12 protein-coding genes and 2 pseudogenes are annotated in these 14,173 nt (G+C 73.5%); 8 read left to right on the top strand and 6 right to left on the bottom strand.

Going from position 1 to position 14,173, the window contains the following annotated elements:
• The 4 genes and pseudogenes from IEW07_RS20020 to IEW07_RS20005 form a co-directional block, all read left to right on the top strand.
• Nucleotides 1-350 (top strand): annotated as a pseudogene (locus IEW07_RS20020) (sugar ABC transporter ATP-binding protein); the annotation flags it as partial.
• 94 nt (nt 351-444) lie between these two features.
• Nucleotides 445-1,680, top strand: a complete 1,236-nt coding sequence (locus IEW07_RS20015) for a sugar ABC transporter substrate-binding protein (RefSeq protein ID WP_188540446.1) — start codon at nt 445-447, stop codon at nt 1,678-1,680.
• Nucleotides 1,677-3,308: pseudogene (locus IEW07_RS20010) on the top strand (ABC transporter permease subunit). The gene IEW07_RS20015 and the pseudogene IEW07_RS20010 overlap by 4 nt, the downstream one beginning before the upstream one ends.
• 1 nt (nt 3,309) lies before the next feature.
• Nucleotides 3,310-4,347: a sugar ABC transporter permease gene (locus tag IEW07_RS20005; protein WP_229742009.1), complete on the top strand. Its 1,038-nt coding sequence runs from the start codon at nt 3,310-3,312 to the stop codon at nt 4,345-4,347.
• Nucleotides 4,348-4,476: 129 nt separating this feature from the next.
• Here IEW07_RS20005 and IEW07_RS20000 read toward each other — a convergent pair whose 3' ends face one another.
• Nucleotides 4,477-5,142, bottom strand: a complete 666-nt coding sequence (locus IEW07_RS20000; protein WP_188540444.1) for a GntR family transcriptional regulator — start codon at nt 5,140-5,142, stop codon at nt 4,477-4,479.
• Between the two features lie 297 nt (nt 5,143-5,439).
• Here IEW07_RS20000 and IEW07_RS19995 point away from each other — a divergent pair, with 297 nt between their 5' ends.
• Nucleotides 5,440-5,685 (top strand): hypothetical protein, encoded by a 246-nt coding sequence (locus IEW07_RS19995; protein WP_188540443.1) that lies wholly within the window; start codon nt 5,440-5,442, stop codon nt 5,683-5,685.
• Between the two features lie 142 nt (nt 5,686-5,827).
• On the opposite strand, the gene IEW07_RS21560 is transcribed toward IEW07_RS19995, so the two are convergent.
• The 3 genes from IEW07_RS21560 to IEW07_RS19980 form a co-directional block, all read right to left on the bottom strand.
• Nucleotides 5,828-7,012, bottom strand: coding sequence for a GmrSD restriction endonuclease domain-containing protein (locus IEW07_RS21560; protein ID WP_268235556.1), 1,185 nt, complete (start codon nt 7,010-7,012; stop codon nt 5,828-5,830).
• A gap of 196 nt (nt 7,013-7,208) precedes the next feature.
• Nucleotides 7,209-8,873: an MDR family MFS transporter gene (locus IEW07_RS19985; RefSeq protein ID WP_188540441.1), complete on the bottom strand. Its 1,665-nt coding sequence runs from the start codon at nt 8,871-8,873 to the stop codon at nt 7,209-7,211.
• Nucleotides 8,870-9,631, bottom strand: a complete 762-nt coding sequence (locus tag IEW07_RS19980; RefSeq protein ID WP_188540439.1) for a TetR/AcrR family transcriptional regulator — start codon at nt 9,629-9,631, stop codon at nt 8,870-8,872. Before IEW07_RS19980 ends, IEW07_RS19985 begins: the two co-directional genes overlap by 4 nt.
• 141 nt (nt 9,632-9,772) lie before the next feature.
• On the opposite strand from IEW07_RS19980, the gene IEW07_RS19975 reads away from it, so the two are divergent.
• Complete coding sequence (locus IEW07_RS19975; protein ID WP_188540436.1) at nt 9,773-10,402, top strand: deoxynucleotide monophosphate kinase family protein; 630 nt, start codon at nt 9,773-9,775, stop codon at nt 10,400-10,402.
• Here IEW07_RS19975 and IEW07_RS19970 read toward each other — a convergent pair.
• Complete coding sequence (locus IEW07_RS19970; protein WP_188540434.1) at nt 10,377-11,255, bottom strand: SDR family NAD(P)-dependent oxidoreductase; 879 nt, start codon at nt 11,253-11,255, stop codon at nt 10,377-10,379. The genes IEW07_RS19975 and IEW07_RS19970 overlap by 26 nt on opposite strands.
• Nucleotides 11,256-11,291: 36 nt before the next feature.
• Nucleotides 11,292-12,281: a 2-hydroxyacid dehydrogenase gene (locus IEW07_RS19965; protein ID WP_229742008.1), complete on the bottom strand. Its 990-nt coding sequence runs from the start codon at nt 12,279-12,281 to the stop codon at nt 11,292-11,294.
• Nucleotides 12,282-12,364: 83 nt separating this feature from the next.
• Between IEW07_RS19965 and IEW07_RS19960 the strand changes: the two genes are divergently transcribed.
• Nucleotides 12,365-13,237, top strand: coding sequence for an aldo/keto reductase (locus IEW07_RS19960; RefSeq protein ID WP_188540432.1), 873 nt, complete (start codon nt 12,365-12,367; stop codon nt 13,235-13,237).
• Nucleotides 13,238-13,286: 49 nt separating this feature from the next.
• A complete protein-coding gene (locus IEW07_RS19955; RefSeq protein WP_188540430.1) occupies nt 13,287-13,988 on the top strand; it encodes a type 1 glutamine amidotransferase domain-containing protein in 702 nt (233 codons plus the stop codon).
• The last annotated feature ends 185 nt before the right edge of the window (nt 13,989-14,173 follow it).

Genomic DNA, 14,173 nt, shown 5'->3' with positions numbered 1-14,173 from the left:
AGCAGGAGGCCCTGTCCGGGGACACCGTCAGCGTGGGCATCCGCCCGGAGGACCTGCACCCGGCCCCGGAGGGCACGGGGCTGCCGATCGTGGCCGACGTGGTCGAAGAACTCGGCGCCGACGCGTTCGTCTACGGCCACCTGGCCCCGGTGACCGCGGCGACCACGGTGGTGCAGGTCGACCCCACCGCCTCCGCCGAGGAAGGCGCCGAAGGCGAGGGCGCCCACGAGATCGTGGTCCGGGCCGAGGGGAGGACCCCGCCGCGGGCCGGGTCCACGATCTGGGTCGCCCCGGCGATGGAGCACCTGCACCTGTTCGACACCACCACCGGCACCCGACTCCCCGACTGAGCGACCGCCGACCCCCACCCCCACGACCCTGACGCACGACGCGCGGACCGGAGTCGGTGCCCGTGCGACCACGGAAGACGACGAGGTATCCCACATGAAACGCTCTCACTGGGCGGCAGCGCTGGCCGCCGGCGGCGCGCTGCTGCTGGCCAGGTGCTCCGCGGCGCCCACAGCCGGCGTCGCCGGCCTGGCCGGCGGGCCGGGCCGCATCAAGATCCAGGCCGGCGACGACGAGATCCCGGCCCTGCGGCAGATCGCCGAGGACTTCACCGCGGACACCGGGGTGGAGGTGGAGTTCGTCCAGCGCGAGATCAACGCGCAGGCCATCTCCAACTTCATCTCGCAGTCGCCCACGGGGCAGGCACCGGACATCATCGTCTCCCCGCACGACAACCTCGGACAGCTCGCCGCCAACGGCGTGGTGGTGCCGGTGGAGATGGGCGAGCGGGCCGTGGACTTCTCCGAGAACGCCCGCGACGCGGTGGTCTACGACGGTGTCAGCTACGGGGTGCCCTACGCGATCGAGAACGTGGCGCTGCTGCGCAACCACGAGCTCACCACCGAGGACCCGGCCACGTTCGACGACCTGCGCGCGATCGGCCACCGGCTCATGGACGAGGGAGCCGCCGAGTACCCCTTCACGGTCAGCCAGTCCCCGGAGGCCGGCGACCCGTACCACCTGTACGCCCTGCAGACCTCCTTCGGCGCGGAGGTCTTCGAGCGCACCGCGGAGGGCGAGTACACGGGCACCCTCACCATGGGGGGCGGGGGCGGCCACGCGTTCGCCCGCTACCTCCAGGACCTGGGACGCAGCGGCGACCTGCGGACGTCGATGACCCCGGACATCGCCAAGGAGTCCTTCCTCGACGGCCGCTCCGCCTTCCACCTGGGCGGTCCGTGGGAGCTGGCGGACGTCGAGGCCGCGGGGATGGACGTGACCGTCCTGCCGGTGCCCCCTGCCGGGGACCAGGAGGCTCGCCCGTTCGTGGGCGTCCAGGCGTTCTTCGTCAACGCCCACGCCGCCAACCCGGTCGCCGCCCAGGACTTCGCCGCCAACTACCTGACCCGGCCCGAGGCGCAGACGGCCATGTACGAGAGCACGGGCCGCCCCTCGGCGAGCCAGGTGGCCGTCGACCGGATGGAGGGCGACCCGCTGCGCTCCGCCTACGCGGAGATCGCCGGGACGGGCCTGCCCATGCCGGCCATTCCCGAGATGGGCGCCGTCTGGAGCTTCTGGGGCACCACGGAGAACGCCATCGTCGACGGCCGCGGGGACCCCGTGGAGCTGTGGGACCGCATGATCGCCAACATCGAAGGACAGACCTCATGAGCACGAGCACCACCGCACCGCGCGGGACGTCCGCGCCCGGGGAGACCGACCGGGGCGGCGGTCTCGGAACGCCCCCCGACCTCCGCACCTCCCACTCCCGAGGGTTCGGCCCGGGCTTCGTGGTCAAGCTGCTCCTGATGGCGCTGATCAACGCCTTCGGCCTCTTCGGCGTCCTGGCGGCCTGGGCGGCCGGCAGCTGGGGCATCCTCGCGTTCCTGCTCGTCGCGCTGGTCGTGGCCGACCTGGTGTACTTCCTGCCCGCGCGGCGGATCCTGCCGGCCAAGTACCTCTAGCCCGGTCTGCTCTTCCTGCTCGTCTTCCAGGTCTTCGTGGTCCTCCACACCGCCGCCACGGCCTTCACGAACTACGGCGACGGCCACAACGCCACCAAGGACGCGGCGATCACCCAGCTCACCACCACGTTCGAGCAGCGGGTCGAGGGATCCGCACCGTACCCGGTCACGGTGCTCCAGGGCGCCGACGGCCTGGCGCTGGGCGCCGTGCAGGACGAGCAGGTGCTCGTGGGCACGGCGGGGCAGCCGCTGGCCCCGCTTGAGGGGGCGAGGGCCGCCGACGGCCGCGTCGTCGAGGCGCCGGGCTACGAGGTCCTCTCCTACGGGGAGGTCGTCGGCGCCCAGGGGGAGCTCTCGGACCTGCGGGTCCCGGTGAGCGAGCAGGCCGAGGACGGCGCGCTGCGCACCGACGACGGCCGGACCGCCTACGCGTACAAGCCCGCCCTCGTCTACGACGAGGGGGCCGACGCGATGGTCGCCGTGGACGACACCGTCTACGCCGACACCGGCGAGGGCGCGTTCGCGGGACCGGACGGCGAGGCCCTGCGTCCCGGCTGGCGGGTCTTCGTGGGCCTGGACAACTTCGCGGCGATCTTCGACCTGGCCGTCCTGGGCAGGCCGTTCGTCTCCGTGACCCTGTGGACCTTCGCCTTCGCGATCCTCTCGGTGGCGCTGACGTTCTTCCTCGGCCTGCTCCTGGCGATCCTGCTCAACGACGAGAAGCTGAGGTTCCGCGGCGTCTACCGGGCGATCATCTTCCTGCCGTACGCCTTCCCGGCATTCCTGTCCATCCTCATCTGGGCGGGCCTGCTCAACGCCGACTACGGCTTCGTCAACCAGGTCCTGCTGGGCGGGGCCGGGGTGCCGTGGCTGGAGAACCCCTGGCTGGCCCGGGCCTCGCTGCTGCTGGTCAACCTCTGGCTGGGCTTCCCGTACATGTTCCTCGTCACCACGGGCGCCCTCCAGGCCATCCCGCAGGAGGTCTACGAGTCCTCCGAGATGGACGGGGCCGGCCCGGTGCGGCAGTTCGGCTGGATCACCCTGCCGATGCTCATGGTGGCGGTGGGGCCGCTGCTCATCGCGTCCTTCGCGATGAACTTCAACAACTTCAACGTGATCTACCTGCTGACCCGCGGCGGCCCCCAGGACCTGGAGTCCACCACGGGGGTGGGTGCCACGGACATCCTCATCTCGTTCGTCTACAAGATCGCGTTCGCCGGCGGCTCCAACGACTACGGTCTGGCCTCCGCCCTGTCCATCCTCATCTTCATCATGGTGGCCGTCATCTCCGCGCTGACGTTCCGCCGCAGCAAGGCTCTCGAGGAGATCAGCTGACATGTCCACTCCCACCGCACCTCCGCCGGGCGGGCGTCCCGGCCACCGGACCGGCCCCGCCGCTCCCGGGGTCCCGGCCACGGCCGCGCCGTCCGCCGGCACCCCTGCCACCGTCCAGCCGGCGACCCCGCCCGGGAGCGGCCGTCCGCCGGGGGACACGCCCCGGGCGCCCCGCCCACGGCTCACCGCCGGGCAGCGGTTCGCCCGGGGAGGGTGGAAGCACCTCGCGGCGATCGCCGCGTGCCTGTTCGCGCTCTTCCCGCTCGTGTACGCGCTCTCGGCGTCGCTGTCCGCCTCGGGCTCGCTGATCGGCTCCAACCGGCTGTTCTCGGACGTCACGGGGGCCAACTACACGAACCTGCTCGGCGACCCGCAGAACCCGTACCTGACCTGGTTCGGCAACTCACTGTTCGTCTCGGTCACCACGGCCGTGGGCACCGTCCTGATGGGCGCGGCGGCGGCCTACGCCTTCTCGCGGTTCCGCTTCCGCAGCCGCAAGGGCGGGCTGATGGCCCTGCTGATCATCCAGATGTTCCCGCAGCTGCTGGCGTTCGTGGCGATCTTCCTCCTGCTGTTCGCCATCTCCGAGGTCTACCCGTTCCTGGGTCTGAACTCCCGGCTGGGGCTGGTGGCGGTGTACCTCGGCGGCGCGCTGGGCGCGAACACGTTCCTGATGTACGGCTTCTTCAACACCATCCCGAAGGACCTCGACGAGGCCGCGGAGATCGACGGCGCCTCCCACGCCCAGATCTACTGGACGATGATCCTGCCGCTGGTCACCCCCATCCTGGTGGTGGTCGGGATGCTGTCCTTCATCGCCTCCTTCTCCGACTTCCTGCTCGCCCAGATCGTGCTCCAGGACCCGGACAAGTACACCCTGGCCGTGGGCCTGTACCAGTTCGTCTCCGTGCAGTTCGGCGAGAACTGGGGCGTGTTCACCGCCGGGGCGATCCTGGCCGCCGTGCCCGTCGTCGCGCAGTTCCTCTTCCTGCAGCGCTACATCGTCTCGGGTCTGACGGGAGGGGCCGTCAAGGGCTGAGCGCCGGGCCACCTCTCCACGTGCGGGCCCTCCGCCCCGGCACCATGCGCCGGGGCGGAGGGCCCGGCGCCGTCCCGCACGCCGTGACGGCGCCCCGGCCGCCCGCGGCCCCGCCGACCGCCCCGGGGCTCAGAGGACCTGCCGGATCTGGGTCTCGAAGTCGCGGACGTGGTCCGCCATGACGGCCGCGGCCCGCTCGGGGTCGCCGTCGAGGACGGCCGCCAGCAGCGCGGAGTGGACGGCGATGTGCTCGTGCAGCTGCGGGATGCGGTCCGCGACCACGCACCAGATGCGCGTGGCCAGGTTGCTGTACCGGTCGAGGGTGGCCTGCAGGTGGGCGTTGCCGGCCGCGGCGTAGACGGCCCGGTGGACGCGGATGTCCCAGCGCAGCGCCTCGTCGCGATCGAGCCGGTCGTCGCCCCGGGACCTCAGCTTTTCCTGGAGCTCCTCCAGGAGGGCGCGGGACCCGCCACCGCGCCGTTCGGCCGCCAGGCGCGCGGCCAGGGGTTCGAGCACCTCGCGGACCTGCGAGATCTCCGACAGCGCGGTGATGTCCACCGTGGTCGCGAAGGTGCCCCGGCGCGGGTAGGTCACCACCAGGTGGTCCGACTCCAGTCGTTTGAGGGCCTCCCGCAGCGGGGTCCGCCCGACCTGCAGCTCCTGGCTCAGGCGCCCCTCGTTGATGGGGGAGCCCGGCGGGATGTCCAGGAAGATGAGGCGGTCCTGCAGCTGCAGGAAGGCCTGGTCCACCAGGGACCGGGGCTCGTCCCGGGCTCCGGTGAGCGTGGTGAGCATGCTGTCGTCCCGCACTTTTCTGTCACTGGCGCGGACCCCACGGGTCCCGGAGAGAATCTACACCGACCCGGCACGGGACGAGGGCACGGGGCGAGGGCAGAGGACGACGGCACGGGACGACGGCACGGGTCGACGAGGCGGGACGAGCCGCAGCGTCCCGCCGGGCGGGCCCGCGAACGGGGCGCGCACGGGAGACGCGCCCCGGTGGGTCTCCCCGGTGAGTCCCGCCGGTGGGCACCCCCGCGCAGGGTTACGCTCGGCCCGTCACCATCCCCCACCCCTGCAAGGAGCTCGAGCATGACCGTGGAGATCGACGAGACCGGAGCCGTCGTCGCGGCGGGCGCCCCCGTGGACTACGCGACCGCCTACGACTGGTGCGTGGACAACCCCGAGAAGATCACCTCGCTGGTGGAGGACACCCAGGCGTTCGTGGCCGTCATCGCCGGTGCCGAGTCCGCCCCGCCGGAACGGCGGGAGGCCGCCGTGGCCGAGGCCTTCGCCGCCGGCCGGCCGAAGGCGCCCGGGGCCTCCTGGGGCTCCTGAGCGCCGCACCCGGGGCACGGGACAGCCCCCGGCCACCAGCTCCGTGCGGAGCCGGGGACCGGGGGCTGTCCCGAGGTGGTTCACCGACGAGCGGCAGGCCGGCCCGGTCGTCGGGGAGGCCGCGCGGTGGTCGTCGCCGGTCCTAGCCCTCGCACGCCACACCGTCGGAGTCGCCGTCCATGGCCTCGCGATAGCCGGGCTCGCCGCGGTGGAGCGGGGCGGCACCGGCTTCCCGGGCCGCGGTGCAGTTCTTGTAGTGGACGTCGGTGGCCGGAGCCGGGGCGACGGGGGCCTGCTCGACCGGCGCCGGAGCCACCGGAGCCGGAGCGACCGGGGCCTGCTCGACGGGTGCGGGAGTCGGCGCCGGCTCCACCGGGGCCGCCGGGACCGCCCCGGCCGCGGGCAGCTCCTGGCCGGGGCACGACGACAGGACGGTGGCCATGGCGTCCTTCTCCGGGGCCGTCACCCACAGCCTGTACTTCTGCTTGACCGCGATCTGGCGGGCGACGTAGTCGCACCGGTAGGCCTCGCGAGGAGGCAGCCACTCGGCGGCATCCTTGTCCGACTTCTCCTGGTTGGTCGGCCCGTCCACCGCCAGCAGGTTCAGCGGGTCGTTGGCGAAGGCCACCCGCTCGGCCTGCGAGAGCTCGGAGGCACCGGTGCGGTGCCCCGCGGCCAGGGCCACGACGTGGTCGATCTGCACGTCCGAGGAGGTCGCGACACCGCGCACGAAGTCGATCACGGTCCCGGTGTAGGGGTCGGCCAGGGTTCCGGAGGTGACGGTGCACCCGTCGGAGCTGACGAGGTCGGTGAGGTCGCGGCGCAGGATCTCCTGGCGGGTGTCGCAGGAGTCGCCGTCCAGGTCGGCCCAGTCGCCGTACTGGGCGTCGCGGTCGTAGGCGGTGCTCGCCCCTGCCGCGGCCACCGGGAGGGTGTCCAGCGCCAGGAAGGCGCCCGAGGGCGGGTTGATCATCCGGACGGGGGTCTCGGTGGGGGAGGGCGTCGGGTCCTGGGCCTCCACGGTGGTGACCTCGCCCGGGGCCGGCGAGGACGAGGGGGTGGTGACCTCGCCCGGGACCGGCGTCCGCGGGCTCGCCGAGGGCGAGGGCGTGGCGGACGGGGAGGCCGAGGGGCTCGCGTCGGCGGTCGCCGCGGGGGACGTCCCGGTCACGGGATCGGCGGGGGTGGCCCCGGCGGCGCAGCCGCTCAGCAGGGCGACGGCGAGGGCGAGGGGCAGAGGGGCGGCCAGGACCCGTCTGCCGATCGAGCGACCGCGGGAGGAGGCCGGGCCTCCCGGCACGGGGGAGGGGTCAGGGGTGTAGCTCAAGGGTGCTCCTGGGCGTGAGAGGGGGACGGCACCTCGGTGGGGGCAGCGCGCGGGGGCGCGCACGAGGCACCTCTCCTTTGTACGACCGCCGGCCCCCGGGCACGGCATCGGCGCGCCGCACATGACGTCCTCCGGGACTATGTGACGGGCCGTCTCCGTCCCCGGGCCGGCGGGCCTCCCTGACCGAGCTCCGGCGTCAGGGCGCGGGCGTCCCGGCCGGCTCCTCCCGGTGCCCGGCCGGGGTCCGTGCCGCCTCGCGCTGCTCGGCGTCGTACCGGGCGGCGTCCTCCCCGCCGATCGCCTCGCCGCGGGCGACCATCCCGGCGGTGTCCGACAGCGGGATCTGCCTGAGGAGCAGCGCGAGCAGGAAGGCGAGCAGCATGAAGGGGATGAGGTACCAGAACACGGGGGCGAGCGAGTCCGCGTAGGCGGTCACGATGCCGTCGCGGACCGGCCCCGGCAGCTGCGCCAGCGTCTGCGGGTCCAGCGTGGCGGTGGCCTGCCCGGCCTGGTCGGCGCTGGCCCCGGCGCCGGTGAAGACCGCGGTGAGCTTCTCCGAGAGGTTGTTCGTGAAGATCGCCCCGAAGATCGCCACGCCCAGGGCGGCGCCGACCTCGCGGAAGTAGTTGTTGGTGCTGGTGGCCGTGCCCACCATGGCGGGGTCCACGGCGTTCTGCACCACCAGGACGATCACCTGCATGATCAGGCCCAGGCCGGCGCCGAACACGAACAGGTAGACGCAGATCAGCCAGATCGGGGTGTCGGCCGCCAGGGTGGTCAGGGCGAGCATGGCCGCGGCCGTGACCAGGGTCCCGGCGATCGGGTAGCCCCGGTACCGGCCGGTGCGCGAGATCATGATGCCGGACCAGATCGAGCTGCCCATCAGGCCGGCCATCATCGGGAGCATGAGCAGGCCCGACTCGGCGGCCGAGGTGCCGGAGGACATCTGCAGGAACGTCGGGACGAACGCGATGGCGGCGAACATGCCCAGGCCCAGGGTCAGGCCGATCGCCGTGGCGTTGACGAACACCGGGTTGCGGAACAGGCCCAGGGGGATGATCGGGTCCTCGGCGCGCGCCTCGTTCCACACGAACAGCGCCCCGGCCAGGAGCATGCCCGCCGCCCACGCCCACGTGGTGGCCGCGCCCCAGCCGTGCTCGGCATTGCCGCCGAACTCCGTGAAGAAGATCAGGCAGGTAGTGGCCACGGACAGGAGCACGACACCGGCCACGTCGATCCTCCGCGTGACGCGCTTGTGCGGGAGGGTCAGGGTGAACCAGGCCACCGCGAACGCGACGACGCCGATCGGGATGTTGATGTAGAAGGCCCACTGCCAGGTCTGGTGGTCCACGAAGTACCCGCCCAGCAGGGGCCCGGCCACGGCGGAGAGCCCGAAGATGCCGCCGAGGGGACCCATGTACTTGCCGCGCTCGGAGGCGGGGACGATGTCCGCGATGATCGCCTGGGAGAGGATCATCAGGCCGCCGCCGCCGAGGCCCTGCATCGCGCGGAAGGCGACGAAGCCCCAGAAGCCGGTCGCGAGGGCGCAGCCGACCGAGGCGAGGGTGAAGAGCGCGATGGCGACCAGGAACAGGGTGCGCCGGCCCAGGACGTCGCCGAACTTGCCGTAGACGGGCATCACGACGGTGGTGGCCAGGAGATAGGCGGTGGTGATCCACGCCTGGTGCTCCACCCCGCCGAGCTCGCCGACGATGGTCGGCATGGCCGTGGAGACGATGGTCTGGTCGAGGCTGGAGAGCAGCATCCCCGCGATGAGCGCGGAGAAGATGATCCAGATGCGCTTCTGGGTGAGCACCAGCAGCGGGCCGTCCTGCGCGGTCGCGGGCGGGGTGGTGGTCATGGGGTTCCTTCGGTGGTGGGGGCGGAGCCCGGGCCGGTGGTCGGGACGGTCCCCGGGGGGAGGTCCTCACCGGTCGGGGCGGAGCTGGTGGAGGGGGAGCCGGTGGGGGCGGAAGTCGTGGAGTGGGAGGGAGCCGGGACGAAGAGGGCGGCGGCCAGGCGGACGTTGCGGTCCAGGAGGGCGGCGAACTCCTCGAGGGGCGGCGACTCCTCCGGATCGGCGGTGGCCGGGCGGGTCTCGAGGAACTCGTGGACGGTGTGCCGGGCGAGGTGGGAGACCACCGCGGCGGCCACGCGCGGGAACGGGTCCTCGGCGGGGCGGCGCTGCCGGCGGGCGATCAGCTCGGCCAGGGCCGTGACCTGGCGGTCCATGTCCTCGGTGAGCCGCTGCAGCAGCGCGGGCTCGCGGCGCAGGACCCCGAGCAGCTGGGCCCGGTCGTGGGGGCCCTCGAACAGCCGGAAGGACTGCACGACCAGCTCCTGCAGCCCGGCCAGCAGCCCCGGTCCGTCCGGGGTGCGGCCGCCGTCCACGAACTGCTCGCCGAACGCCTCGAGGGGGTCACGGGCAGGCGTGCCCAGCACGGCGTCGTCCTTGGTCGCGAAGTAGTTGAAGAAGGTCCGGCGGGAGATCCCGACCTCCGCGCACAGCTGCTCCACGGTGAACCCGGCCAGGCCGTGCGCGGCGGTCAGCCGGCGCGCCTGGGCGATGAGGGACCGTCGCGTCCGCCGCATCCGCTCGTCCCGCGCACCGGTCGTCACGGGGCACTCACGCCGCTGAAGAATAATTGCACTCTGCCTACGATAGTGCAGAAATGTCACGGCGGGATGCGGAGTGACGGACGCCACTGCGGTGCCTACGCTGGGAGCGGGCGGACACGACGGGACGGCAGGGGCGGAGGCATGGGCGAGGACGCGGACGGGGGGACGGGCGCGGACGGGCTGGTCGACCTCATCGGACTGCACGGACGCAAGCGCGCCGGCAAGGACACCTGCGGCGCCCGGCTGGCGGCCGCCCACGGCTACGCGCGGATCGCGTTCGCCGACCCGCTGCGGCTCTTCCTCGCCCGGCTGGACCCCATGGTGGGCTGGCGCCACGGCGCCCTCCTGCGCCTGTCCACGGTCCTGGCCGAGGTCGACGGGAACTGGGACCGGCTCAAGGACGAGGCGCACGACCCGGTGCACCGGGAGATCCGCGTCCTGCTCCAGCGCGTGGGCAACGAGGCGGGCAAGGCCGTCTTCGGGGACACGGTGTGGGCGGACCGGGGGCTGGCGACGGCACGGCGCCTGGGCGGGCGGGTCGTGCTCACCGACGTGCGCTTCGACGTCGAGGCCCGGGCCATCGTGGCCGCCGGCGGGCGGGTGGTGCACGTGGTGCGCCCGGCCGCGGAGGCGAGCGCCGACCCGCACGCCTCCGAGGCCGGCATCGACCCGCGGTACATCTCCGCCACGATCGTCAACGACGGCACGATCGAGCAGCTGCACGCCCGGGTCGACGCCCTGGTGCTCAGCCGGCGCCCGGGGTGGGGCTGAGCCCCACGAGCTCGGCGCTGCGCGCCCAGAACGCCTCGACGAGCGCGTCGTCGGCGGCCCGCGGGTTGGTGCGGGCGGGCCTCTTCTTCTCGTAGTACCCGCCGGAGGCCCAGTCGCGGCCCGGCGTGCCCTGCGCGAGCCACACGAGGGTCTCCGCGCCCCGGTCGGGGGAGATCATCAGCCGCCGGCCCAGCCGCGTGCCGTAGAGGAAGCGCAGGGGCGTGGTGGTCGAGGAGGCGAAGTTGGTGGCGACCCCGCCCGGGTGGAAGGCCGCCGCGGCCAGGCCCCGGTCCCGGAAGCGGCGGTCCAGGCCCCGGGCGAAGAGCACGTTGGCGAGCTTCGAGTCCCCGTAGGCCCGCTGCGGGGACCACTTGCCCTCGTTGTCGAGGTCCTCGAGGTCGAGGCGTCCGATCCGCGCGGCGACGCTCGAGGTGTTGAGCACCGTCCCGCGGCCCGCCAGCAGGGGCTCCAGGAGCAGGTGCGTGAGCAGGAACGGGGCGAGGTGGTTGACCTGCAGGGTCCTCTCGAACCCGTCGGGGGTCCGCTCGAAGCGGTCGAAGATCCCGCCCGCGTTGTTGACCAGCACGTCGATCCGCGGCACGGCCTCGGCGAGCTCGGAGGCCAGCCGCCGGACGTCGTCGAAGCGCGCGAAGTCCGCGGTGAAGTGCCGCGCCCCGAGGGCCCGTGCGACGCCGGCGGTCTTCTCCGGCGAGCGCCCGACGACGACGACGTCGTGCCCCCGCCGCGCGAGCTGCCGCGCCGCCGCGGCCCCGATGCCGTCGCTGGCGCCGGTGACGACCACCGTGCGCCGTTCGGCCGCCGGTGCGGCGGGCCGGTCCGTGCTGTGCTCCATGAGTGCCTCCGGAAGTGGTCGGTGTGGTGGGACGGGTCAGGCGCGCGCCTCCGGGTTGACCGGGTGCGGCGGCATGCGGCCCTCGGCGATCGCGACCGCGTTGAGTGCGCTCAGCCGGGACATCTCCCGGCGCACGGAGACCGTGGCGCTGCCCACGTGCGGCAGCAGGACGGTGTTCGGCAGCTCCGCCAGACCCGGGGCCAGGCGCGGCTCGTCCTCGTAGACGTCCAGGCCCGCGCCCGCGATCCGCCCCGTCCGCAGCGCCTCCACCAGGGCGGCCTCGTCCACGACCGGGCCCCGCGCGGTGTTGATCAGGATCGCCTCCGGCTTCATCCGGGCCAGCACCCCGGCGTCCACGAGGTGGTGCGTGGCCTCCGCCAGCGGCACGTGCAGGGACAGGTAGTCGCTGCGCGCCACGAGCTCCTCCCACGGCACCTGCCGCACCCGGCCGGCGAACTCCCCGAGCTCCTCGTCGCCGACCGGGCGGTCCCCGGGCGGGCGGGGGGCGAACAGGACCTCCATCCCGAAGCCCAGCGCCCGCCGGGCGGTGGCCCGGGCGATCCGCCCGAACCCGGCCAGGCCCAGCACGGCGCCGGAGACGTCCCGGCCGAGCAGCAGCTCCGGCTCCCAGCCGGCGAAGCGCCCCTCGCGCACCATGCGGTCGCCCTCCACCACGCGCCGGGCGGTGGCCAGGACCAGGGCCATGGCGACGTCGGCCGTCGCGTCGGTGAGCACCCCGGGGGTGTTGCCCACGAGGATGCCCCGGCGGGTGGCGGCGGCGACGTCGATGTTGTTGTACCCGACGGCGAAGTTGGAGATCCCCTGCACCCGCGCGGCGGCGAGCAGCTCGGCGTCGAGGACGTCGCGCAGCTGGGTGAGCACGACGTCGAAGTCCCCGGAGGCGCACAGCCTCCGCAGGGTGTCGTGGTCCGGGGGCTCCGGCAGGACGGTCACGGTCCCCGAGGCCGCCAGCAGGGACGGCCCGGGCTCCGGGACGGGCATGGTGACGAGATAGCGCGGTTCCACGCTCAGCACTGTCTCACGCCCGGCGGGCAGAAGGCGGAACGACCCCGCGGAATATCCGCACGGACGCCCTGGTTGCGGCGGACATGACGGACACCACTCAGGCAGCCACCCGAGCAGTACCCGGCACCATCGACCTCAAGGACCTCGGCACCGTCCACCGTCTCGGCTTCGGCGCGATGCGCATCGTCGGCGAGGGCGTGTGGGGCGAGCCCGCGGACCGCGCCGCCGCCGTGCGGGTGGTGCGCCGGGCCGTGGAGCTCGGGGTCGACTTCATCGACACCGCCGACGCCTACGGGCCCGACGTCAGCGAGCAGATCATCGCCGAGGCCCTCCACCCGTACCCCGCCGGGGTGCGGATCGCCACCAAGGTCGGCTTCGCCCGCACCGGCCCGGACCGGTGGATCCCCCTGGGCCGCCCCGAGTACCTGCGCCAGCAGACCGAGCTGAGCCTGCGCAAGCTGAAGGTGGAGACCCTCGACCTGCTCCAGCTGCACCGGATCGACCCGGCCGTCCCCGCCGAGGAGCAGTTCGGCACCCTGCGCGAGCTCCAGGACGAGGGCAAGGTCACGGCCCTGGGCCTGTCCGAGGTCAGCGTGGAGCAGCTGCGGGCGGCGGGGCAGCACTTCACCGTCTCCACCGTGCAGAACCGGTACAACCTCACCGACCGCACCGCCCAGGACGTCCTCGACCACGCCACCGCGCACGGCATCGGCTTCATCCCCTGGGCGCCGATCGCGGCCGGGGAGCTGGCCCGCCCGGGCGGGCCGGTGGACCGGGCCGCGCGGCGGCTCGGCGCCACCCCCTCCCAGGTCGCCCTGGCCTGGCTGCTGCGCCACTCCCCGGTGATCATGCCCATCCCGGGCACCGCCTCCCTCGCGCACCTCGAGGAGAACATGGGCGCCGCCCGGGTCGAGCTCGACGACGCCACCTACGCCGAGCTCACCGCCGCCGCCTGACCCCCCGCACGACGCACCCCCACCCCACCCCAGCAAGGAGCACCCCAGCATGGCTCGAGTCCTCATGATCGTCTCCGCCGCCGACTCCCTCACGATGCGCGACGGCACGGAGCACCCCACCGGCTTCTGGGCCGAGGAGCTCGTCGTCGCCCACCGCATGCTGCGGGAGGCCGGCCACGACGTCGACATCGCGACCCCGGGCGGCGTGAGGCCCACCGTGGACCGGGCCAGCTTCGCCCCGGAGATGACGGGCGGGCCGGAGCGCGCCGAGGAGTTCCGTGCCTACCTGGAGCAGATCGACGCGGAGCTCTCGACCCCGCTCGTGCTCGGCGACGTCACCGCCGGCGGCTACGACGCGCTGGTGCTGCCCGGCGGGCACGGCCCCATGGCGGACCTGCACCGGGACGCGGACCTCGGCCGCCTGCTCGTCGCGGCGGACCGCACCGGGCGGATCATCGCGCCCTTCTGCCACGGACCCGCCGGCCTGCTCAGCGCGGTCGACGAGGACGGCACGTTCGCCTTCGCCGGCCGCCGCGTGACCGCGTTCACCAACGAGGAGGAGCTCGGAGGGGGGACCGGGGAGAACACCCCCTGGTTCGTGGAGACCGCTCTGCGCGAGAAGGGCGCCGTCGTGGAGACCGGGCCCGCCTGGTCCTCCCACGTCATCCGGGACGCCAACCTCGTCACCGGGCAGAACCCGCAGTCCAGCGAGGCCGTCGCGGAGGTCGTGCTCGACGCGCTCGCCGAGTAGGCGGCCGGGTGGCCCGCCTTGACCGGCGCCCGGGTCGCGGCGCATCATCGGGAGCGAGACGATAAGTTCCCTTAGCACCTGGGTGCCCGCACTCCCGGAGTCCGTGACCGTGACCGCACTCGCCGACGCCCGCTACGTCCTGCCCCTGAAGTGGGCGGACGACGACGGCCTGGACGGGCTCGCCC

The organism is Kocuria dechangensis, assembly GCF_014636775.1.
Classification (GTDB): domain Bacteria; phylum Actinomycetota; class Actinomycetes; order Actinomycetales; family Micrococcaceae; genus Kocuria; species Kocuria dechangensis.
Note: the sequence above shows the minus strand (reverse complement) of the source record. Positions and strands in the feature narration are given on the sequence as shown.

What these genes read in the sequence shown, in the direction of transcription:
- IEW07_RS20015 (WP_188540446.1), top strand. Translation starts at nt 445, where the DNA reads ATGAAACGCTCTCACTGGGCGGCAGCGCTGGCCGCCGGCGGCGCGCTG.
- IEW07_RS19960 (WP_188540432.1), top strand. Translation starts at nt 12,365, where the DNA reads ATGACGGACACCACTCAGGCAGCCACCCGAGCAGTACCCGGCACCATC.
- IEW07_RS19995 (WP_188540443.1), top strand. Translation starts at nt 5,440, where the DNA reads ATGACCGTGGAGATCGACGAGACCGGAGCCGTCGTCGCGGCGGGCGCC.
- IEW07_RS19970 (WP_188540434.1), bottom strand. Translation starts at nt 11,255, where the DNA reads ATGGAGCACAGCACGGACCGGCCCGCCGCACCGGCGGCCGAACGGCGC.
- IEW07_RS19985 (WP_188540441.1), bottom strand. Translation starts at nt 8,873, where the DNA reads ATGACCACCACCCCGCCCGCGACCGCGCAGGACGGCCCGCTGCTGGTG.
- IEW07_RS19975 (WP_188540436.1), top strand. Translation starts at nt 9,773, where the DNA reads ATGGGCGAGGACGCGGACGGGGGGACGGGCGCGGACGGGCTGGTCGAC.
- IEW07_RS20000 (WP_188540444.1), bottom strand. Translation starts at nt 5,142, where the DNA reads ATGCTCACCACGCTCACCGGAGCCCGGGACGAGCCCCGGTCCCTGGTG.
- IEW07_RS19955 (WP_188540430.1), top strand. Translation starts at nt 13,287, where the DNA reads ATGGCTCGAGTCCTCATGATCGTCTCCGCCGCCGACTCCCTCACGATG.
- IEW07_RS20005 (WP_229742009.1), top strand. Translation starts at nt 3,310, where the DNA reads ATGTCCACTCCCACCGCACCTCCGCCGGGCGGGCGTCCCGGCCACCGG.